At 49.3% G+C, this 21,430-nt stretch carries 14 protein-coding genes; 5 read left to right on the forward strand and 9 right to left on the reverse strand.

Annotated elements, in window-relative coordinates:
• Positions 1 to 23 precede the first annotated feature (23 nt).
• Genes M4J38_RS15320 through M4J38_RS15340 form a run of 5 tightly spaced genes read right to left on the reverse strand, consistent with a single transcriptional unit; the run spans position 24 to position 10,286 of the window.
• Positions 24 to 1,463 (reverse strand): fasciclin domain-containing protein, encoded by a 1,440-nt coding sequence (locus tag M4J38_RS15320; RefSeq protein ID WP_251760641.1) that lies wholly within the window; start codon positions 1,461 to 1,463, stop codon positions 24 to 26.
• Between the two features lie 38 nt (positions 1,464 to 1,501).
• Positions 1,502 to 3,196 (reverse strand): fasciclin domain-containing protein, encoded by a 1,695-nt coding sequence (locus M4J38_RS15325; RefSeq protein WP_251760642.1) that lies wholly within the window; start codon positions 3,194 to 3,196, stop codon positions 1,502 to 1,504.
• A gap of 17 nt (positions 3,197 to 3,213) precedes the next feature.
• On the reverse strand, positions 3,214 to 4,728 hold the full coding sequence (locus tag M4J38_RS15330) for a RagB/SusD family nutrient uptake outer membrane protein (protein WP_251760643.1): 1,515 nt from the start codon (positions 4,726 to 4,728) through the stop codon (positions 3,214 to 3,216).
• Positions 4,729 to 4,760: 32 nt separating this feature from the next.
• Entirely contained in the window at positions 4,761 to 8,030 is a 3,270-nt protein-coding gene (locus M4J38_RS15335; RefSeq protein WP_251760645.1) for a SusC/RagA family TonB-linked outer membrane protein, read from the reverse strand.
• Positions 8,031 to 8,048: 18 nt separating this feature from the next.
• Positions 8,049 to 10,286: a fasciclin domain-containing protein gene (locus M4J38_RS15340; RefSeq protein ID WP_251760646.1), complete on the reverse strand. Its 2,238-nt coding sequence runs from the start codon at positions 10,284 to 10,286 to the stop codon at positions 8,049 to 8,051.
• 547 nt (positions 10,287 to 10,833) lie between these two features.
• Between M4J38_RS15340 and M4J38_RS15345 the strand changes: the two genes are divergently transcribed.
• Together M4J38_RS15345 and M4J38_RS15350 are read left to right on the forward strand one after the other, a co-directional pair.
• The gene (locus M4J38_RS15345; RefSeq protein ID WP_251760648.1) at positions 10,834 to 12,159 is read left to right on the forward strand and encodes a rhamnogalacturonan acetylesterase; all 1,326 of its coding nucleotides are present in this window, start codon (positions 10,834 to 10,836) and stop codon (positions 12,157 to 12,159) included.
• A 30-nt stretch (positions 12,160 to 12,189) separates the two neighbouring features.
• Positions 12,190 to 12,852 (forward strand): SGNH/GDSL hydrolase family protein, encoded by a 663-nt coding sequence (locus tag M4J38_RS15350; RefSeq protein ID WP_251760649.1) that lies wholly within the window; start codon positions 12,190 to 12,192, stop codon positions 12,850 to 12,852.
• Here M4J38_RS15350 and M4J38_RS15355 read toward each other — a convergent pair.
• Positions 12,849 to 13,064, reverse strand: a complete 216-nt coding sequence (locus M4J38_RS15355) for a hypothetical protein (protein WP_251760651.1) — start codon at positions 13,062 to 13,064, stop codon at positions 12,849 to 12,851. The two genes, M4J38_RS15350 and M4J38_RS15355, sit on opposite strands and share 4 nt — an antisense overlap.
• Positions 13,065 to 13,079: 15 nt before the next feature.
• A complete protein-coding gene (locus M4J38_RS15360; protein WP_251760653.1) occupies positions 13,080 to 13,559 on the reverse strand; it encodes a hypothetical protein in 480 nt (159 codons plus the stop codon).
• Positions 13,560 to 13,644: 85 nt separating this feature from the next.
• On the opposite strand from M4J38_RS15360, the gene M4J38_RS15365 reads away from it, so the two are divergent.
• Both M4J38_RS15365 and M4J38_RS15370 read left to right on the forward strand, forming a co-directional pair.
• Complete coding sequence (locus M4J38_RS15365; protein WP_251760655.1) at positions 13,645 to 14,166, forward strand: hypothetical protein; 522 nt, start codon at positions 13,645 to 13,647, stop codon at positions 14,164 to 14,166.
• Between the two features lie 473 nt (positions 14,167 to 14,639).
• Positions 14,640 to 16,139, forward strand: coding sequence for an alpha-amylase (locus tag M4J38_RS15370; protein WP_251760656.1), 1,500 nt, complete (start codon positions 14,640 to 14,642; stop codon positions 16,137 to 16,139).
• Here M4J38_RS15370 and M4J38_RS15375 read toward each other — a convergent pair.
• Entirely contained in the window at positions 16,108 to 19,416 is a 3,309-nt protein-coding gene (locus tag M4J38_RS15375; protein WP_251760658.1) for a DEAD/DEAH box helicase, read from the reverse strand. The two genes, M4J38_RS15370 and M4J38_RS15375, sit on opposite strands and share 32 nt — an antisense overlap.
• A gap of 102 nt (positions 19,417 to 19,518) precedes the next feature.
• On the opposite strand from M4J38_RS15375, the gene M4J38_RS15380 reads away from it, so the two are divergent.
• Entirely contained in the window at positions 19,519 to 20,016 is a 498-nt protein-coding gene (locus M4J38_RS15380; protein WP_251760659.1) for a DinB family protein, read from the forward strand.
• Positions 20,017 to 20,264: 248 nt separating this feature from the next.
• On the opposite strand, the gene M4J38_RS15385 is transcribed toward M4J38_RS15380, so the two are convergent.
• Positions 20,265 to 21,407 (reverse strand): histidine decarboxylase, encoded by a 1,143-nt coding sequence (locus tag M4J38_RS15385; protein WP_251760660.1) that lies wholly within the window; start codon positions 21,405 to 21,407, stop codon positions 20,265 to 20,267.
• Positions 21,408 to 21,430: the final 23 nt, after the last annotated feature.

The following is a 21,430-nucleotide window of genomic DNA, read 5'->3' on the forward strand; positions in this document are numbered from 1 at the left end:
ATGAATGAGTAACAACCTTCCGGTTAAAATACGGGTTCAAGCCTTATATAATCGCATACCAGCGGGCTCACAGCCTGTGAAGTACTGTTCGCCGCCACAAGAAACAGGAGCGTTGAGGTGTTGAATTTGGAGATGGTCATTTCCCCGATGTACTGCTCACCGAAATTATTTACGGGCACCACAGTGTAAGGGAGCGTTCCGGCGGTAGATGTTCCTATTGAAATCCGCTGCTGGTGGGTAGCGGTCTGGAAATCGTTTACTGCTACCCAATACACTTTGTACTTAGTGGTAATGACATCCGGAACATTGTAGGCCAGGTTGAACAGGGCCTGCGCATGGTTAAGCACCAGCACGTCTTTGAAGTCGGTACCGGTAAGCGGGTTGTACCTGTCCCGGAAATAAGTGTTCCCTCTTTTGTCGTGACTGGTGAAAGCGTATCTTTCTCCTTCCACCACAATGCTCCTGTAACGCTGGTTGGGGAGCACATCCATTTTATTCAGCACATACACCATTCCATTGCTTGTTTTGATGGTATGTACAATGGCCGAGGCTTCCACCGGGAACCTCACGCCGGACTTGGATTGAAGTGTATCGGTTCCGGCTCCGGAAGGAATGTATGCGCCCTCCACAACTGTATTGCGTGCAACGTTCCATTGAGAGAAGTATTCGGGCATGCCTACGGAATCGGTCTGGTAGTAGCCGATGATTTTACTGGTTTCAGCCGCCCAGGCCTCATCGGAAAGAACGAACATTGTATATTGGCCTTCTTCGTTCCGCACATCGTAAACAGATTGCCAGATGCTGTTTGTGCGCACGGAATCTGTTCCCGGTTTGTAAATAGGTGCGCCGGTATTGGGGTTCACGCCAATTTGTTCCGCATTTTCTGCATCAAACACGTTCCTGTAAAGCGATTGAAGGAAGGTTTTGTGAACGGTGGGAATCCTTGGGTCGTTTTCCATTACCTCCCATGTATTCTGAAGGGCTGGAAGCATTTTGTCAATGGTATGAATCAGTCCGTTCTTCGCGATCTTATCGGGTCTGGTAATCGCCGCCTCATCCAACCGGGTTCCAATAAGGCTATGGAACTTCCCGTTCAGCATAGGAATGCGTACCGTATCGGCCAGCGCTGTTTTGGAATTGTACAACTGGTTGGCGATATGGTTGCCCACAAAGGCTTTCAGCTTTGCGGCATCGTTCACAAGAGCCGGATCCAGGTTTTGCAACGCGGTATTGGTAGGCGCGAAAACGGTGTATGTTTTGGAAGAGGTGATCTCCTTATCGTAACCACTTTTCACCAATAGTTCAGCGAAAGTTGAAAGTCCTTCATCGGCTTGTATCTGCTGCATCAGGTTCTTTTCAACATCCGGATCGGTAATGGCGTTGTGGTCATCCCATTTTTTGCAACCCGCGAGCAGGAGCGGAATAGCGGCAAACAGCAAAGTCTTTTTATATATGGTCGGCATCAGCGCTTATTTTGGTTTATGGTGCAACAAACAATTGCTTATTCAAAAATCAGGGTTCCATCATTTCTGAACCGGGGCAGAATCTGGTTTTCATCCACGGGAATGAAATGGATCATATCCAGGTAATTTTCGTTCTGCGTACCTGCCAGCGGCGTTATGCGGATGGTGTGCTTTTGTGTGGTGGTGAACTCATAGGTGCCCACCAGCCTTCCGGCGAACTGGGAACCCGTGTTTTCGGTGTATCGTTTCCAGCCGATGGCTTCCAGTTCGGAATCGGATCCGGCGGGTCGTGTAACGGTAAAGTTCATGGTCCGCTGCATCAGTTCCCCGTTTACTCTTACATCACACAACATATTGGAGCTGGAAGATTGCTTTCTGGAGGAGTAACAGATCCATATTTTATACCTTCCTTTAATGATAGGCGGGGTGGTCATTTCCCACCAAACGGGTCTTGAGGGCAATCCCAGCGGCAGTTTGTTACAATCGCTGTTGACCGCGTGCAGTAGGATGCTGTTTGTGCCATAGGCGTAGGTGAACACGTTGGTTCCCGCCAGGGAGCCCCATCCCCAGGTCATTTCTTTAAAGGGCTGGTCCACTTCGCTTTGACGCAGGTAATCTTTAGAAGCTTTTCTGTATACCGCCGGAAGCTTGATGATCTCTTCCACTGTTGACGAAACATCCCAGTAGATGGCGGTAGGCTTTCTGTATTTCACGGCGAAGTGTGCGGTGGCATCGTGCCAAACTCCATTCGTAGCGGCGTTGTCGCTTTTTACACGGTCCAGTACCACGCCTTTTTCGAGCACGCCGTTGAATTCAACTTCGTTCACCACCACATCCTGTCCCGACAATTTGGTACTTACCACCTCCTGCGGTTGCAGGGTCTGGTGAGAAGGCGCCACGATGATATCGCCCAGGAATTTTATTCCCGTGAGGACATGGTAGGCCACATACATGTAAAGGCTGTCGTTGGTATTTGCCGGGTTGCCGGTATTGGAGTATTTTGCTTTAAGATCCGCATAGCTGTTGAAGCCTGAATCGGCCAGCGCCATGTTGCTTTCCGCGATCACGGTCATCCAGCGTTTGGTGGTATCGGGATCAACGGTATTCAGTTTTTCATAGAGGCCCGTTTCTTTCATCGCCTGCACAAAAATGGAGTATTGAGGTTTAGCCTCCAGTTGTTTTGCGATGGTGAGGGAAGATGGCACCAGTACTTCGCTCAGCTCATGCACGACACCATTGCCCACGCGAACATTTGATGTGGTCACCTTGGCCTGACGGTTCACGGTATAAGTGGAAGCGCCGTTTTCAAAAGATACTCCTGTGATCAGGAACTGGCCCAGCATGGTGGGTACCGGGAGCTTTCCGTCTTTAAAAGAACCGGTGGAAATCGTGTCCGTTAGTACATGGAAACGGACCATATCTTTCAAAACATTTATATCGGCCGCGGTTACGGAAGCTGCTCCAATGGCTGTGAGCCACTTTTTTACACCTCCGTTGGTGGGCGCGAAGCAGGTATATGCGCCATACGCGTTCAGGAAAGAAGTGTTGCCCGTTACGTCCAGTATTTCGCGGAACAGTGAAAAAGAATCGATATGCTTATCCAGGTAACCGACAATATTCACATCATCAGTGGTAGTTGTTTTAAGATCCAATTTTTTACAACCCGCCAGGTACATTCCTGTTACCAGGAGAACAGCCAGGCAGCAGAGTGGCCATTTGGTAATTTTGTTCATAAGTAACCTGTTTAATATTATTTATAGAAGGGGTTTTGAACCAATTCCTTGTTGGTTTGAATTTCATAGAAGTAAATCGGGAAATAGTGACTGTTCTTATCCCTGAGTTTGTTGATAGCAGCCTGTTGCCGGTCGGGGGCAACACTTTTGGACACCATACGTTGAATCAGGTATAATCTTTTGTAATCGTCTCTTTTCGCGTTGCGCAGCACATCGTACCATCTTTTTCCTTCGAATGCAAATTCCCGTTGCCTTTCTTCCACAATAAAATCGGCCATGGCGTCCACATTGGTGGAATCCATGGGTACGCCCAGGTCCAGGGCATGGGCGCGGTTCCTGATCTGCTTCACGATACGCGAAGCTTCCAGGGGCGCATTGTTCATGTTGATGGCTTCTGCTTTCATAAGCAGCACATCTGCGTACCGGTAGAAAATCCAATGCGCGTAAGATTGGTCGAGCGGTCTGGTATTGCTTCCGTTTCCGTCGGCTCCAATGTATTTCCAGATGGCGAGGTCATTGGCCCGGAATGATCCATTGTCTCCGCGCAGGTCCACCAGTGGGGGAACCGCTCCTGAAAGGTCAACACCATATACTTCTTCCAGCAGGTGTGGCGCGGCGCCCCAGCGGCGGGAGCCCGACACATGCATGGTATAAAAAGGGTTTAGCTTCTGTGCATCGAATTGAAGGGAGAATATGATTTCATTTGAATTGCCGGCATAAAACAATTCATTGAAGAAAGGCGCGGCGCCGTTTTCTCCGGAAACCAGTCCAAAGTTGTTGGAGCTGATGATCTTGTCGCATTCGGTTGCGCAATCTTCGTACCGGTTCATCCACAGGTACACATCGGCCAGCAGGGCGTTAACGGTATACCTGTTCACGCGTCCCTTGTCCACGGGCCTGTTTCCGGTGGGTAGTTGAACCATGGGCTCTGCCTTTTTGAGGTCGGCCACAATCTGGTCGAGTACTTGGTTCTGCGTACTTTTTGGAATGGCCACCACATCTTCATCGCTGAGTGTGGCATTCAGTTTGAGCGGCACGTCACTGAAAGAACGGGCGAGGTAAAAATACATGAGTGAACGGATGGTGAGCGCTTCGCCAATGGCCCTGTCGAGCTGTTGCTGTGTAAAGGTCTGGTCAATACTTCTCACCCCCGGCGCCAGTTCTATCACCGTGTTGCAGTAGTTGATGGTTTGGTAGAACGAACGCCAGTTCACAAACTGGTTGGTGGGCAGCACATTGATGTTGATGATATCCAGTTCATCCTGTACGGCCCTGAATCCCGGGGAAACCATATCGGTGCGGGCCTCGCCCCAAAGGAACATGTATTCGGCCAGCGCTCTGTCGTTGTTGGTGGCGCTTCCCAGCATGGAGGCGTAGATGCCTGTTACGGCGGCTTCCACCTGCTCCTTGGTTTGCCAGAATTCCTCGCGCACAATACCATCCTGCGGCTTCAGCTCGAGCCATTTTTTGCAGGACACCAGCGAGGATCCAACAGATGCGATTAAAATGGTAAATAAAATTATCTTTCTCATTTTCAGTTGTTCAAATGATTAATCCTCTTGGTTTAGAAGCCCGCCACCAGGCCTATGGTAATGGTTCTGGAAGGTGGGGTCATCGTGTAGTCGATCGCTACGCGGAAAGGATCCGCTCCCCTGGTGTTTACTTCCGGATCCTGCCCGTTGTATTTTGTGAGCGTGAACAGGTTTTCGCCCGTCACGTAAGCGCTCAGGGTTTTCATCTTCATTTTCTTCAGTACGGCGGGCTGGAAGGTGTATCTAACGGTCATTGTACGGAAACGGAGGAAGGACGCGTCTTCCACGTACCTGTCGCTGCCGAGCCAGTTGTATCCTCCTGCAATCAGTGCGCGGGGGATATCGGTAATGTCGCCTTCTTTTCTCCAGCGGCGCAGCACCGCGGTACTCTGGTTGTCGAACCCGCTCATACTGGTCGTGGTCATTTTGGTACCGTTCACAATATCATAATCGAAGCGGAAGTTGAAGAAGGCGGAAATTTTAAGCCTGTTTTTCCAGGTGGCGGATGGGCCGAAACCGCCCGTAAACTTAGGGTTGCTGTTTCCAAGATATACCACATCCATATAGTTGATGTTGCCATCTTTGTTGATGTCTTCATACATGGCGTCTCCGGGCTGGAAAATATAGTCCACTGAAGGATAGTTGAAACGCATGTAAACCGGTTGGCCGTTAGGGCCGACAATTGGCTTCCCGTCGCTGCCATTCGCGATGGTAGAAGCCTGGTCCTTATACACACCATTGTACCTGTATCCGTAGAATGATCCGAAGGGATTATCCACCTGAAGAAGGCGAAGGTATTCACCGTTGCGTGCCACATCCCCACGGCTTGCGGGATAGAATTCAGATATTTCGCGGATGATGTTCTGGTTCTGGGAGAAGTTGAAATCGAACCCGATGGTAAGGTCTTTGGTTTTGTAGGGCTGGGTCCAAACGGCCACTTCCCATCCGAGGTTGTCCATGGTACCCACGTTCATGTCCACGTTATTGTATCCCGTAAAAGAAGATATCTGCAGCCCTTCAAAAAGCATGTCTTTGGTACGGTTGCGGTAAAGGTCCACATCCGCGCGGAGGCGTCCTCTGAACATGCTGATGTTTGCGCCAACGTTGGTACCTACCAGTGTTTCCCAACGCAGGTTTTTGAGTTCCATGCTGGAAGGGAACACACCGCTCTGGCCCAGGTAGCCCCAGTTGAAAGTCGCGTACTTGTTGTAGAAGGTGTAGTCGAACCGGGGCGCCCTGCCGCTTTGTCCATAGCTGACACGGAAACTCAGGTCATCGAGTTTCTTGAAATTTTTCAGGAATTTCTCATCCGAAACGCGCCACCGGGCTGAAATGGAAGGAAACAGGCCATACCTGTAAGAGGGCCCGAACCTGGAGTTGCCATCACCCCTAACGGAGGCGCTGATGATGTATTTCTCTCTGAAATCGTATTGCATCATGGCTACCGCGCCGATGTTGCGCGACTGGTTCACCACGGAAACGGCCCTCAGTTCTTCATTTTGTGTCCTGGAAGGAATAGAAGGATCCACCAGCAGTGAAGAGGCGGTATTTGAGGTAATGATCTCCTGGTTCACCGCCTTGTAATCGCTGGTAAGGAAGGTGAGGGAACTGATGAGGTGGTGGTTAAGGTTTTTAAGCGTGGGGGTATAAAGCAGTTGTGCTTTGGTGCCTACGTTAAAAATGTCAATATCTCCGTCGTAAGCCCTGTTCACTACGGTTTCGGTATTGGGGCGACCGGTAGCGATCTGGGGAAGAAAACTTTTGTTTTTGGTATTGTTGATATCAAACTGCACATCGAATGTGGCGCGCAGTGTTCCTCTGATGATCTGGTAATCGAGCTGGAACCTGGGTACGATTCTTTCGCCCAGCACGCTGAACTTGGCTTCCTGCGCCATGGCAACGGGGTTGTAGATGCGTGAATACTGGCCCTGCACGTTGGCTGCGGGAGAAAGGTAGTTGGGTGTAAGGTTACCGAACTCATCGTATTCAAACACACTCATATTGGGCATTTTCAGGTAGGCTACGTTCCTGATGGCGCCTTCGTTTGAACTGAGGTAGTTCCTGTTCTGGTTGGTGTGCGTATAGGCGAAGCTGGTGAAGATTTTTATCTTTTCAGAAATGTCGTAATCGAGGTTGATCCTGGTATTGATTCTGTTAAGCGAGGTGCCGAGTGTGGTACCTGTTTGGCCGAAATAGCCAACGGATGCGAAGTATTTGGCTTTGGCGCCTCCTCCGTTCATGCTGATGGTATTGTCCATCAGGTATCCCTGCCGGCTGATCTCATCCACCCAATTGGTGTTGTTGCTGTAATTATAGTACCAGTAGGGATCGTTGGGATCGTAGTTGAATTCCCGCACCGTCTGGCTGTTCAGCGTACTACCGATGCGGTTCATGAAACCTTCCGGTATGAGCGTGGAATACTGGTCGCCGTTCAGCATGGGAATAGGCTTGGGCAGTATGGAGGTGGAGCCTTTGAACGTGTAGGTAATACTGGGCTTTCCTCTTGATCCCCGCTTGGTGGTAATCACGAGTACGCCATTTGCGGCGCGGGAACCCCATACAGCGGTAGCCGCGGCGTCTTTCAACGCGGTAATCTCCAGGATGTCGGCCGGGGAAATGTTCAGCAACTGCGCATAACCTTGTTCATCTGCCGCGCCGAAGTTGAAATCGCCTGGAATTTCCGTTTCATAAGGCATTCCATCTACCACGATCAATGGATTCCCAACCGAGTTGATGGATGACACCCCACGAATACGGATGTTCATGGCGGCGCCCGGGTCTCCGCTGGAAGCGGTAATATCAACGCCACTCATTCTTCCCTGCAATGCCTGGTCAATGCTCACGGCCTGCATTTCTTCCAGGTCTTTCGCGCTTACCCTTGAAACCGCGGTGGTAAGGTTTTTTTCTGGAATCGGGAGCAGTCCGTTGTTAGATCTTTTCGCGTTGATAACAACCACTTCATCCATTGATGATCCGGCGCCGTCTTCCAGCGAAAAGTTGATGGTTGTTCTTCCTCCGATTCTTTGCGCCGTGGTCACATAACCAATGCTGGAAACGGATATTTCATTTTTGGTGTTGGTCACTTTAAGCACATAGTTCCCTTCAATGTCGGTAGCGGCGCCTTTAATGATCCTGCCGTCGGCGTCCATTTCAGAAACAGATGCGCCGGAGACAGGCTTTTTTGTTTTTTTATCCGTCACCTTTCCCTTCACCACTACACCAGCGGTTTGCGCCCATCCATGCAGGCTCCAGCCACCCGCCAGCAGCAGCACAACAAAAATTCTTATACAATAATTTTTCATTTCTATTGAGTTTGGGGGTTATGGCCTGTAGGTAAGGTAGTTGTTGGTTAAGTGTATCATGCAGCGTGTGCTGAGGTAGTTGCTGCCCGGTATCAGCACATTGGCCGAACGGCCGGCCACATCGGTAACCGTCATGGCATTGGCCACGTTATTGTTCACGAAAATGGTGGTTGGGTCGCCATTGGGCGTTTTGTACATGGTTTCAAATGCACCGCTCTCCACGCCATCGGTGGCCACCGCTTTTTTATTGAGGATATGGTAGTAAATGAAATTGTTCACCAGTTCCTTATCGGCCAACGATGCCGGATTGAAAGCCGGTACTTTATTGGGCGCCGTGCCTGTTCCTGGAAGCAGCCCCGCGTTCACCGCGGCAACGATGGCTGCATTGTCCGGAATAAAAAACGTGTAAAAAGTACCCGCGGCAACGCCCTGAATTTCACCCGTGGTTACATTGTAAATGGATGAGTTCCTCAGGTATTGCCAGAAATGGTTAAACGCCGATCCAACGGGTGTTCCCAGTTTCTCTATGTGCTTTCCGATGGAAGACTCACTAAAATTGAGAATACGGTCTATATAATGAACGGTGCCGTTTTTAGCGGTCTTGGTTTGAAGGATGGTGGCTACATTAGAAGAGTCCACATTGCCTGAAGAGAATACCGTATTGTTCTCGTACCTGATGTGTTCTCCGCCGTAACTCATGGCCACACCGTACGGAGCCGCATTCGTAATATCAGTTTCGGGAATCACATGGAGGTTCAGTACACGAATGAGCCTTACCAGCGCGGAGGAGCCTGTAAGGTCTGCACCCCCGTTCGGCGGGTGGTAACGCCATTGCAGGTTTACATCGTTGCTCACGGTGGGATCAACGGTATAACCAGCCTGGTTCAGTACGTCGTTGCTCAACATGAACAAGGTGTACTTCTGGTATATATTCGATACCTGAAACTTCAACTCTATATTCAGCAGCGAGGCCATCATGGAATATTTCGGATCCAGGTAGGCTTTTCCGTAAACACTGCTGAACACGTTGGATTCCTGCACTTTGTTGGTTCCGTAAAAGAAGCCGTTGCTGAGTATTTTCTTATCAGCGATATCCGACGCCGGATTAAAACGGGCTTCTTCTCCCAGGAAGTTCAATGTACTGCCGAACTTGCTGGGCCATACCGCAGACTGCCACAAGTGCGCGTTAATAAAATCGTAGATAACGTTTATCGGCAGGTTCTCTTCTTTTTTATAATGTTCCAGCAATACCGTATTGATGTAGTTTTTAAGTACGTCGTTGGTGGGCACGAACATCGTGTATCCATTGCTTTGTCCGTCGTTGTCCTGTTGTTTCAGGAAGTTCTCGTTATTGGGAGAAAAAGCAAGCGCAGAGTTGAATACCTGGGTAAATACCTGGTCGGAGACTCCGTTCAACGCCTGGTAACGCTGTGTTACACTTGCGTTCAGCACGTGCTGTGTGAGGTACTTGTCGAACAGTCTTTTAAATTCGCTGTACTGAGGATTGGCCGCGATGTACTGGTGCAGGCCGGGCAGGGCGGTGATTACTTTGTTGATCACATGTATTACGCCGTTCTCCGCGGTAATGTCTTTCTCCGTAACAACGGCATCCACCACATTGAAACCTGTATAGGGCGTATTGGGATAGAAGTATTTGTAATCGGCTTCTGAAAGGTTTTTCGCCTGAAGGAAATTGTCAACGAAGTAGGGGATGTACTTGTTGTTATTGTCGGCATCCACGTAATAATTGAGGCCGGTTGTATTGTTCCTGTTGGAGGCAATGGCTTTCACCGGCTGTCCATCTTTATTAACATCATCGAAAACACCGGTGTAGTAGGCGGTTCTCCTTTTAAACGCGCTATTGGCCACCCAGCCCGTGTTGGCCTGGTAATCACCAATACGTTCCTTTTTGAATGCATTGTACACCAGGCAATAGGTTACAATCTGCCGGCAGGTAGCGGAGTCCAGCTCCCGGGCGCTTGTAAGATTTTTGGATTGAAGGTAAACCTGGAAAGCAGAGTCGTGGGGCGCGAAAAATGTCCAGTATCCCGATTTGCCCAGAATGTCCTTATATTTTGCCTTATCAATGCAAATCAGCAATTGCGTGAAGTTGCCCTTCGCTTCAAGTTGCTGGTAAATAGGCGCATCCAGCCATTCCGGGCGACTATAATATTCGTCCCATTCTTTTTTCCTGCAGTGCACAAGCACAAGCGAAAACACCAGGAACAGGAATATTGTCTGTAATGGTTTGGTCATAGCAAACTAGCTTGGTGAATGATGATTTAAGTAAGAAGATTACGGTATATGGCAGTTAATAAGCTAATGGAGAATGGGATGTACGAAATAAGTGTTACCCCCGGCACACACGTACTGTCCAGGTGAAGGATAGAAAAAACAAACAGGTGAAGAACAGGCAACCCTTTGAAAAAGGGATGCTATGGCAACCTTGAGCATCGCAAACATGGCAAGCAGATTAGTTGGTTAAAAATGAGCAAATCGTCAGCAATCAATGGCGCTTTTAAGCACCCTACGCCGTAAAAGTAACTATCCCGTTTACGGAACTATCCTGCCGTATCCTGTGAGCCGCATCCGGGAACGATTGCGTAAAATAATTTTTTAGTCAAAAAAAATAATACTATTCACTTAAAACAGGATGGTGCGGGAGGGTTCTCCCTTTCATTGAGCTATTTTCGTCCGAACGAATACCGCCATGATTTTTTCCGGTTGCTCAAAGTCCGCCATGATTCACTTATAAAATGAAAACTTCTTCGGATTGCTCCTCACCTATCAGACATTTCAACCAATGAAACGATTCTTCTCCCTGCTCTGCTTCACGATTCTTTCGGTTATTACAGGCCGGGCTCAACACCTCCGGTTCGATTTCGGAAACGGTAAAACCGAAAAAGGGTATACCAGGATTACGCCAGACACAAAATTCAATACCACCACCGGCTATGGGTTCCTTGGCAATGCCGCACCCATCGTTTCCGTGGAAAGAAAAGGAAAAAAGAACCTCTTTTCCGATTACTGCACCTCTTCGCAACCTTTCTTTTTTTCAGTAATACTTCCTGAAGGCAACTACGATGTAACCGTAATCACCGGCGATGCGGAAGGGCCCTCAACCACTACCATCAAGGCGGAATGCCGCAGGCTCATGGTGGAAAAAGCTGTTACCGCAACCGGAAATTTTTTACGGAACAAATTCACGGTGAATATCCGCGACAGTATCATCCATGCCACCGGTGAAAAAGTACGGTTGAAACCCCGTGAAAAAACATACCTCCACTGGGACAATGCCCTGACCCTGGAGTTCAGCAACGAAGCACCAAAAATTTGCGGGATAGAAATCAAAAGAAACACTTCGGCCACAACTGTGTTCCTCGCCGGGAACTCCACCGTGGTGGACCAGGCACAGGAACCTTTCGCGGCATGGGGACAAATGATCCCGGCTTTCTTTCAACCCGGAAAAGTAGTATTCGCGAATTATGCGGAATCGGGAGAAGCGCTGCGCAGCTTCGCCTCCGCCCGAAGACTGGATAAAATCATCAGCCTGATGAAAAAAGGCGATTATCTTTTTATTGAATTCGCCCACAACGATCAGAAACCAGGAAGCGCACACGTAGAGCCATTCACTACTTACAAGGAACAACTGAAAAAGTACATCACCGCGGCAAGAAGCAAAGGCGGTATCCCGGTACTGGTTACTTCCATGCACAGACGAAATTTTGATCCGAACGGAAAAATCATCAATACCCTCGGTGATTATCCCGCCGCCATGCGTGAAACCGCCCGGGAAGAAGATGTGGCGCTTATCGATCTTAATGAGATGAGCAAAACACTGTATGAAGCCCTGGGCGAAACACCGTCTTTGAAAGCGTTTGTTCACTACCCGGCCAACAGTTTTCCCAACCAGCCCGAACCCATAAAAGACAATACGCATTTCAGCAACTATGGCGCGTATGAACTGGCAAAATGTATGGTAACCGGAATCCGGCAATCCATCCCGGCTTTGGCGCGGCAACTTAAAAAAGACCTGCCGGTTTTTGATCCGGCTGAACCCTCTCCCGCCGAAGCATTTGTGCTGCCGCATAGTCCGTTGTCCCCGGTGGTTAAACCCGACGGCAATTAATGCCTATCTTTAGTTCAATCATTACAGTTTATGAAAATAACGATCGCTCTTTTCTCCACCTTATTATTGCTTTCATTTATGCCCGTTCAGCAAAAAAAAAGAATCGTGTTCTTCGGTGATTCCATCACACAGGCAGGTGCAAATAAGGGTGGCTATATTCAACGCATCGACAGTATGCTTAAATCTTCCGGGAAAAGCGCCGGGTATGAATTGATGGGCGCGGGCATTGGAGGAAATAAAATTTACGACCTCTATCTCCGGATGGAAGAAGATGTTCTTGCTAAAAATCCTGATATCGTGGTAATATGGGTGGGCGTAAATGATGTATGGCACAAACGAACTTCCGGAACTGGTACGGATCCCGATAAGTTCCTCCGCTTTTACAACGCGGTTATCAAAAAACTCCGTGATAAAAACATCAAAGTAGTGTTGTGCACACCCGCGGCTATCGGTGAAAAAACGGACTTCACCAACGAACTGGACGGCGATCTCAACAAATACGCATCCTTTATACGCGACCTCGCAAAGAAAAATGACTGTGGTCTGATCGACCTCAGGAAATCATTCCTCGATTATAACCTGAAACACAATTCAGAAAATAAAGAATCAGGTATCCTCACCACCGACCGGGTGCACCTGAATGAAAAGGGAAATCAATTCGTTGCGGAAGAAATGATGAAAGTCCTGTTCTAGGACTTTCTCTTTCCTCCGGCTACTAATAATACGATACCCGCCACCGCGGTGATGCCGCCTGCATAAGAGGGCCACCCGATGGTTTTGTTTTCTTTCTTATTGATTTCCACGGGCCCGAGATCGGCCACTTCTTTCTCCGTGGTAAAATTCACTTCTCTGAATACAATCATGGCAATGCCAGCGATCAATAGAATAACACCTAATATTCTCATGTTGGTAAATTTTAGTTATTGAACTGTTTCTCTGCCGCTTCCGCTTTTCTGGTTCTTTTTGATGACGCCGGAACCGAGAATAGTAGCGAAAAACCCAAGTATCGGGTTAAGTACCGCACTGTTGATGATGATGTTCAGAAACATATCATCTTTATGAATATCTCCGCCTTGTGCCGGTAAATCCTCCAGCATTTCAGCATCAACATAATTACCTTTTTGTATGTAAAACAAGATGATCCCCAAAACAGTAGCTACAGCCACGCCGTGAATAAGGCTCCATACCCCCGTCTTAAACAAAACCCTGGTAGAGGCGTTTCCACCGGCCATTTTGTTCAGCCAGATCAGCCCGGATAATATGGACAGGAAAAAAAGCCCGTTTCCGATGTACAACAGAACAATATTTTCGTAATGACTGTTAAAAGCAAATATGGCCAGGAATATGAGATAAAGTATGGCGGCTGTAAAAGCGATCTTCAGAATGTTCTTTGTAAACATAGCTTCTGATTTCCGGTATCCTATTAAAAAATCGTTCCTGCCGGGCCAGGCACGGATTTTTTTAGTATGACCACAAACATGAACTATGAATACTTTTACTCACTCCGTAAAACAGTATATCGAGGGCATTGGAGGTGCTTTACTCTTCAATACCGGTAATGATGTACTGAAAATGCCTACCCAATTGGTTCAAACTCTTGTAACCGATGAAAAAGGGCAGGTCTGGATCCTGGTTCCAAAGCCACTCCAGCAAATCGAGCAGTTTCATCCCCACTTTCCCGCGAGACTCCATTACTACAAAAAAGGACATCCGGTGGCACTTCAGGTTTATGGAAAAGCAACCATTGTTACCGATCCGGAAACCGTGTCTGTTTTTAAACTCGAACACCATAACGCTCAATGGGATACGAATACCATGATGCTGGTGCACGTGCAGATCCAGCATGTGGAAGTGTTTGACCTCGCGCCCAAAAAAGCATTCAGCAAATCCGGGATCATGGATTGGTTCAACAGCCTGGTACAGTGGTTGTTCGGCAGGAAAAAACCAGCTTACCGCCATGAATGGGCCATTGCGGGAGAATCTACTGAGTTGGTGTATGTTGGCTGATTGTTATTCAGTTTAATGTTGTGACGAAGGCGTTCATGTTTTTTATCCGTACCAATCGCTTTCGTTACAAGAACTTTCGGTTTATCAACAGCAACGTCGCTGAAGCTGTGCTATTTGTGCGCATTAATCCATTACGTAAAGAGTTTAAGTGTAATATTCTAATGGGCTAAATGATTATGTTTTTAATAAGGAAATTATACAGCACCGGCGTGTTTTTTCACCGATAGTGCCGATAGAATTTCACCTGTACCGGTAGCGCATTTGCCCGTCGGTGGCACCGCTAATAAAGGATTTCTAAGAAACTGGTCATTCTATTAAAGCCTTTCTATCGGCTTTCAGCAGAAAATCACCGTAAGCGTAACCAGTCTTTTGGCCGAATAAGTATGTTATAAAAACGGATTTTTCATTGTAGATTTTTTTACCCGCACTGTGCGGTACAGGATTTTGATGTTTATACTTTAAATAATCCCTTTATGCCTGCTAATCTGACGATTCTTCAGTTTTTCCATTGGTACACGCCTAACGATGGCAATTGGTGGAAACATGTTTCCGAAACGGCGCCTTTTATTAAAAGCGCGGGCTTTACCCATGTTTGGTTGCCGCCGGCTTATAAATCAGGATGGGGCGCTTCCGAACCAGGTTATGCGGTATACGATCTTTTTGACTTGGGAGAGTTCGATCAGAAAGGCTCCGTGCGCACCAAACACGGTACGCGGGATGAATACCTAAAAGCAATCAGGGACCTGCAGGAACAGGAGATTGATGTACTGGCCGATATTGTGCTGAACCACAAACACGGCGCGGACGAACAGGAACGCATCACCGCAAGGGAAGTAAACCCCGACAACAGGAGCGAACACGCTGACCATACCATTGAAATAGATGCTTATACCAAATTCAATTTCCCCGGAAGAAAGGGCCAGTATTCAGATTTTATCTGGGACCAGCATTGTTTCACAGGCGTGAGCGACAGGTTTGAAGACCGGGAACGCATCTTCCTCATCGAACACGGCCACCAGGAAGGTTGGGATGTGATGATGGACGATGAAATGGGCAATTTCGACTACCTGATGGGCGCGGATATCGATTACCGGAACCCGCATGTGCGCGAAGAGTTGAAAAGATGGGGGAAATGGTATGTGGAAACCACCGGTATCAACGGGTTCAGGCTCGATGCCGTGAAACACATCAATTACCGTTTCTTCCTCGAATGGCTCCCCTACCTCAAACACGAGTTCCAGCGCGATTTCTTCTGCATCGCCGAATACTGGAGCGCGAATACAGAAAGCTTGTTGAACTGGATCGATGCCATGGAAGGCCATGCACACCTTTTTGATGTGCCGTTACATTTTAATTTTTACGAGGCTTCCATTGCCGGAGAAGATTTCGATATGCGTACCATCTTCGACAATACGCTGCTGCAAAGGAATCCCCAGCGCGCCATCACCTTCGTGGACAACCACGACAGCCAACCCTTCCAGTCGCTGGAATCCTTTGTTGAATACTGGTTCAAGCCCCTGGCCAATGCGCTTATACTGCTCCGTGAGCAAGGTATCCCCTGTGTTTTTTACCCCAGCATGTTCGGTGCTGCTTACACGGAAAAAAACGGTGAGGAAGAGGTGCAGGTTGAACTGAACGAAGTGCCCTGGATAAGGGTGATGATCAAAGTGAGGGCCCAACTCGCCTACGGTATACAACACGATTATTTCGACCACGGTAGCACCATCGGATGGGTGCGCTGGGGTGTGGATGAAATCACGCATTCAGGTTGCGCGGTGGTATTGACCAACGGTGGCGAAGGTTTCAAAAGTATGCACATGGGCGACCACCATGCGAATGCGGTTTTTGTAGATGTTACCGGTAATATCCCGGAGGAAATTACTACCAATGATGAGGGCTGGGCCGATTTCAGGGTGAATGAAAGATCGGTTTCCGTATGGGTCAGAAAAGAGGCGGCGGAACAGCTGAACTGAGTTCCACTCTTTTCATTTTTGACAGCACAGCCGCGTAATGCGGGCTGGCGGAAAGTACATTTTCATCGCCAAGCAGTATTACCTGTTGCCTTGCGCGGCTCAGGGTCACCAATAATTTCCTGTCAACTTCTATTTTCGTCTGTTCTTCTCCGTTCATTCCTTCAAAAGTACCGGGGCTGTGGAGAATCTGAAGTTGCGCCTTATGATAGAGTGCCATGGAAACGATGATAATATCGTTCTCTCCGCCCTGGAAGCGCTCTACGGTATCAATGGTGATGTTCCGCAGGGGACCGGATACCGGTAGTTTGGACTGAATAAGTCCGATCTGTGTGCGCCACGGTGTTACCACGCCAACTTTTTCGGGGGAAAAAGCAGCTCCATACCGTCCTTCAAGCGCGTTCAAAAGTGAGACGACCCGCTCCGCCTCCGTCACATGGTAGCGTGATGTCGGCTCCGTTGGACTGGGGATAAACACGGCCCGACCAGCGGATAAAATACGGGACCACGGGCTTTCATCCGAATGAAAAGCGGCTCCGTTTTTTAACTGATCTTCATGCCCGCATTGCAGTTGGTGCGCATAATAATGATTGATAAGCTCCGCTATTTCCTCGTGCATTCTGAAGTGCGTGGTAAGCATGCCGTAAGCGTGCCGCCAGCCGTTTCGCCGTGCGGTGCTCATGAGCCGTTCAAACAAAGAGCCGCGCAGATAATGAATACCCGCATCCAGTAAGGACTGGTTTTTCGCGGAAGAAAAAACCGGATCCTGCGCCACCACCGGCGGCAACTGGTTCTGGTCACCAATCAGGATAAACCGGGGGAACGCCATCAATAAGGGCAGGAGTTGCGGCTCCGTTAACTGGGAGGCCTCGTCTACGATCAAGGTGTCGGCCGCATTACCGAAAGCCTTCCATTGATCAACACGGGCCGACATGGTGGCCACGGTAGCGAGAAACACCTTGTGCGATCGGATGAGCGCTACGGCATCATCGATCTTCCCGTTCCGGCAAAGGTCCCGCAACTGTTGTTCAGAGGAAGAACGCCGGTTGCCCATCCGCAGAAAAGGAATGTTGTTCTTTTCCAGTTTTTCCGCGATCTCCTCCACGGCACGGTTGGTAAAGGCCACGATCACCGTGGTTTTCTGCTCCAGGAACAGGTGTTTTACCATGCGTGTGAGCATGTTGGATGTTTTACCTGTTCCTGGTGGACCCTGCAGCAGGTAATAATCTTTGGCGGAAAGTGCGTCTTTTAACAGTAGCTGCTGGTTCGCGTTGAGCGAATCATCCACAGCGAGGACCGCCTGTGTGGCGGTACGGGGCGCTGTTTCACCGGTCAGCAACCTGAACCTGTGGTCGTTCTCCTTCCGCAGCACCTGGAAGAGCGCCCGGGTACAAAGCCAGTAACTTGATTCATATACATCGTGTTCCAGTATCCATTCGGGCTGCCTGCTGAAATAAGAGGCATCCAACTGGTGGTTGTTGAGAGAAAGTACGAGTTCCTCCGCGGAAATCGCATCCAGTCTGCCTTTCACCACCTGTTGCTGCTGGGGTTCCAGTTTGCCGTTGCGGCGCGGGTAAAGCAATACGGTATCGCCCACACGGAAATTGTGGTGCTGGGGCTCGCTGATCCTGAAACGCGCGTAGTAAGAAGTATCCAGCAATTCCACAAACTGCAGGCTGCGTATAATCGAAAAGTTCTTTACTTTATCTTCTTCGGGCGTGAGCCACAATGCGGCGAAGCCATCCGCCTCTTCCTCCCGTTCAGGCGCGCTGAACATCCCACATTTCGACTGTAGGTATTCCCGGATGGTAAAGGCCAGAAAAGCCTGGTAATAGGCGCGCTGTATTTCATTCGCGCCGGAATAGGTCTCGTGAAAAAACGCATAGTCGTTCCGTGAAAAACCTGGTAGTCCTGCGGTATTTTCCGGGGTGATGGCATCCAGGCAGGAGAAATTGTCCTGGGCCAGTTCCATCAGCCAGGCCACCACCTGGTTGCGCACGCGCAATAACCTGTTTTCCATATACAGGTTACTGGTAACATTGCGCAATGGCGCCTGCGGCGCCGCGGAATAAAGAATCGCCGAAGCGCCTTTCCGTTCCTCCCCGAAAGCGGATTTCAGCAACATGTTGTAACCAATCACCTGCATACCATGGTTCACCCAGGTATCCTTTTCGGGCGGACGACCACTTTTGAGCTCTATGATTTCTTTCCTGTATTCGTCTTCGCTGTCTTCCAGCAGCACATCCAGCCTTCCCTGCAAACCATATTTAGCCGAAAAGAAAGAGGGCTCTATCCGGACAGGCTTCTTTTTAATGTCTCCGGCAACTGCAATCAGGTTGCGCCAGTGGTGTTCCGAAATGTCGCGGTACATCCTGTTCAACGCTTCCTTCCCGAAAGAGGCGGCCTGGAAAACCTGTTCCGCCACGGCCTCTTTGAATACATCACGGATATGATCGTGTTCCCCGCGGATCGCCGCGTCGAAAATAGCGTTCACCATATTCCCTTTCAGGGCCGCTTCACTGAAGGTGGGGGGCACCAGTTTTTTCACCAGGAAATTCAGGGGAAAAAGACCAGCCGCGGCGAAGCATTCAGCCAGCTCGCTGATGTCCATCAGCAGATCGGGTTCCAGGATGATCTGGGTTTCCGGCAAGGCCTTGTAATACTCGCCGCTATCGTCGGTCCTCCCGGCATTTTCAATGCGAAGGGTGTTGTAGGGCTTCACGACCTGGATCAGGTAGCTGAGGTCATTTCTTTCCAGCAGTGGCAGTTCAATAAAAAAGATACCGGCATTTTCATCCCTGCACAAGAGGCCATTCTCCTTTACTTCATGCACGATCGCTTTGATGGGAAGCACTTTTTCGGAAACATCTTTTTCACTGATGGCGGGCCAGTTTTTTTCCGTACTGCCGGCGAAGGTTTCCGCCAGTTCCGGCGGAATTGCTGCTCCGCAAAAGAACGAGATCGTCTCTGAAATTGTCTGTTTTGCCAGCAACAGGAAGGGTTCAGGCGATACGGTTCCGTTGTTTACCTGGTTGGTAAAGATGCGCAAACCATTCACGCCGGCCTGCACCGTTTCCGGAACGGCGTACTGGTCAAAAACAAACTGCGTGCGCGCATATAAGTTGCTGAAGGTTCTTTGGTCGTCTTTGGTAAGCAAACGGAAAAGCAGGTCCAATACCAGCCGGTATTCACGCGCTTCCTGCAGGGCAATACCGGGAATGGACGCGTTCATCACGCGCTGAAAAAGGAAAACGGACTGGCTTTGTTCTATTTGCTTCATACCTGGCGGACGAAGGTAAGCAATGCGGCTGTTTCCTAAATTTTCTTATCTTAATCGAAGTTTTATGGCAGCATAAATCATCAAACCACAACCCGATCCATTATGTCGTTGAAAAGCAGCCTTATCGCCGAACTCAAATACGAATCGGCCAATACCACCAAAGCGCTGGAACGTTTGCCCGAAGAACATTTCAACTGGCGGCCGCACGAAAAATCTTATACGTTGGGCGAACTGGCCGAGCACATTACCAAAATGTACTCCTGGCTTCCGCTCACGCTTTCGACGCCGGAAATGGACCTTTCCCGTACAGACATGCAGGCCAAGCAGTCCTTCCACAGCAAGGCTGAACTGCTCTCTGAATTGGAGAACAACCTCGACTGGGGGTTTTCTGAACTGGATAAAACCGATGAAGAAAAACTGAACGAACCCTGGACGCTTCGCACAGGGGAGCATGTTATTTTCACGATGCCGCGCAAGGCTTCCATACGGATGTTTGTGTACAATCACATCATTCACCACCGGGGGCAACTGATGGTGTATTACCGGATGCTGGGCGTTCCGGTGCCGGGGATGTACGGGCCGTCGGGGGATGAGAAGTAAATTTCACGCAAAGACGCAAGGGAGCAGGGACGCAAGGCCTTGTATGTTGGAGAAAGACTGGTTTTACAGAAAGCTGTGTTTCTCGCAACGGCACTACGACGCAACGTAAGGATGCTTTTGTTTTAACCTTTTTTAAGATTGGAGTAAAGCTTTTATATGTTTGCGTTTCTGCTTCAGTATGCTGATGGTGTGCACTTCGTTGCGTCGTAGTGCCGTTGCGAGAAACTTAACAAAATCTCTTTATGCCCCTACAGCACCGCGGTAAGACGCTTTTGTTGCACGCTTCTTTGCAAATCGGTGAGCAAAGCGTTTATGTGTTCACGTTGAACGCCCGGCATACAGATGATGTGCGATTGATTCCCTTGTGTGGCGAGCTGCCATTTGCGGATGATTTCTTCAGAAGGTTTTTCTATGACCACGGTGAGCGATTGGGGGAACCGCCAGGCGCTCCAGCCCATTTCCTGTAACTTCTGTTCCGTATAATCTGCCAGTTCCAGGCTGTGTAAAGCGCGTTCACGGAAACCTTCGATGCCGTATTTTTTAATGGCGTACCATAAAAATAAAGGCGCGTGGCCGCTGCGTGAGCCGGTTATGGTGGTATCCAGGGTTCCGATGTAAGGCACCAGCTGGCCAATTCTTTCCTTGTAATTTTTCTTTACCACCACCACACCACACGGTAATGGGGAACCGATGAATTTATGTCCGCTGATGGCGATGCTGTCGGCGCCGTCGGCGAAATCGAAAGGATGATGTGGTTCGAGGAGCGCGGTGTAGGTTCCTGCAAGCGCCGCGTCGCTGTGGATGTAAAAGCTGCGCAGGGCCAGGCTTTGGAGAATGGAGCGGATATGGGCTACATTATCGCGGGCTTCCGTCATGGTGGTGCCGATGTTCGCCAGTACGATGGCGGGACGGTGCCTGTTCTGTGAAACGGTGTGTTCAAGGTCAGTATAGTCCATTTCGCCCCGGGCATCGGTTTTAATGACGATGCTTTCCATATTGAGCAGGTGCAGGTTTTTCTGGATGCTGTAATGAGAGGCCGCAGAATAATACACCATCGCGTGGGGATACAGTTCCCGGGCAAGGTACAGTGCGTAAAGGTTTCCTTCAGTTCCGCCATTGGTCACGTAGCCCCAGTAGTTTTGTTCCGGGGCACGGAACAATCTGGCGAAGAAGTCCACCACTTCCTGTTCCATTTCCCTCGAATGGAGGGCGCAGGTAGAGGGCACCCAGGGGTCGCCGATATTGTTCAGCTGGTAGCGGAGGGTGGGATACAATTCTGAATAATCGAAATCGCGGGCGCAGGGATAGCCCAGCATCGAATAACTTCTTTCCACCAACTGATCCATATATTGATGCAGTACGGCACGGTCCTGCTCCTGTAATTGCGGCATAAAAGGAATTTCATCAAAAGTAG

Origin of the sequence: Parasegetibacter sp. NRK P23 (assembly GCF_023721715.1) — a bacterium.
In the GTDB taxonomy this organism is placed as follows: Bacteria; Bacteroidota; Bacteroidia; order Chitinophagales; family Chitinophagaceae; genus Parasegetibacter.

Excerpts from the sequence above, each read along its gene's own strand:
- M4J38_RS15320 (WP_251760641.1), bottom strand. The coding sequence starts at position 1,463 with ATGCCGACCATATATAAAAAGACTTTGCTGTTTGCCGCTATTCCGCTC.
- M4J38_RS15325 (WP_251760642.1), bottom strand. The coding sequence starts at position 3,196 with ATGAACAAAATTACCAAATGGCCACTCTGCTGCCTGGCTGTTCTCCTG.
- M4J38_RS15330 (WP_251760643.1), bottom strand. The coding sequence starts at position 4,728 with ATGAGAAAGATAATTTTATTTACCATTTTAATCGCATCTGTTGGATCC.
- M4J38_RS15335 (WP_251760645.1), bottom strand. The coding sequence starts at position 8,030 with ATGAAAAATTATTGTATAAGAATTTTTGTTGTGCTGCTGCTGGCGGGT.
- M4J38_RS15340 (WP_251760646.1), bottom strand. The coding sequence starts at position 10,286 with ATGACCAAACCATTACAGACAATATTCCTGTTCCTGGTGTTTTCGCTT.
- M4J38_RS15345 (WP_251760648.1), top strand. The coding sequence starts at position 10,834 with ATGAAACGATTCTTCTCCCTGCTCTGCTTCACGATTCTTTCGGTTATT.
- M4J38_RS15350 (WP_251760649.1), top strand. The coding sequence starts at position 12,190 with ATGAAAATAACGATCGCTCTTTTCTCCACCTTATTATTGCTTTCATTT.
- M4J38_RS15355 (WP_251760651.1), bottom strand. The coding sequence starts at position 13,064 with ATGAGAATATTAGGTGTTATTCTATTGATCGCTGGCATTGCCATGATT.
- M4J38_RS15360 (WP_251760653.1), bottom strand. The coding sequence starts at position 13,559 with ATGTTTACAAAGAACATTCTGAAGATCGCTTTTACAGCCGCCATACTT.
- M4J38_RS15365 (WP_251760655.1), top strand. The coding sequence starts at position 13,645 with ATGAATACTTTTACTCACTCCGTAAAACAGTATATCGAGGGCATTGGA.
- M4J38_RS15370 (WP_251760656.1), top strand. The coding sequence starts at position 14,640 with ATGCCTGCTAATCTGACGATTCTTCAGTTTTTCCATTGGTACACGCCT.
- M4J38_RS15375 (WP_251760658.1), bottom strand. The coding sequence starts at position 19,416 with ATGAAGCAAATAGAACAAAGCCAGTCCGTTTTCCTTTTTCAGCGCGTG.
- M4J38_RS15380 (WP_251760659.1), top strand. The coding sequence starts at position 19,519 with ATGTCGTTGAAAAGCAGCCTTATCGCCGAACTCAAATACGAATCGGCC.
- M4J38_RS15385 (WP_251760660.1), bottom strand. The coding sequence starts at position 21,407 with ATGCCGCAATTACAGGAGCAGGACCGTGCCGTACTGCATCAATATATG.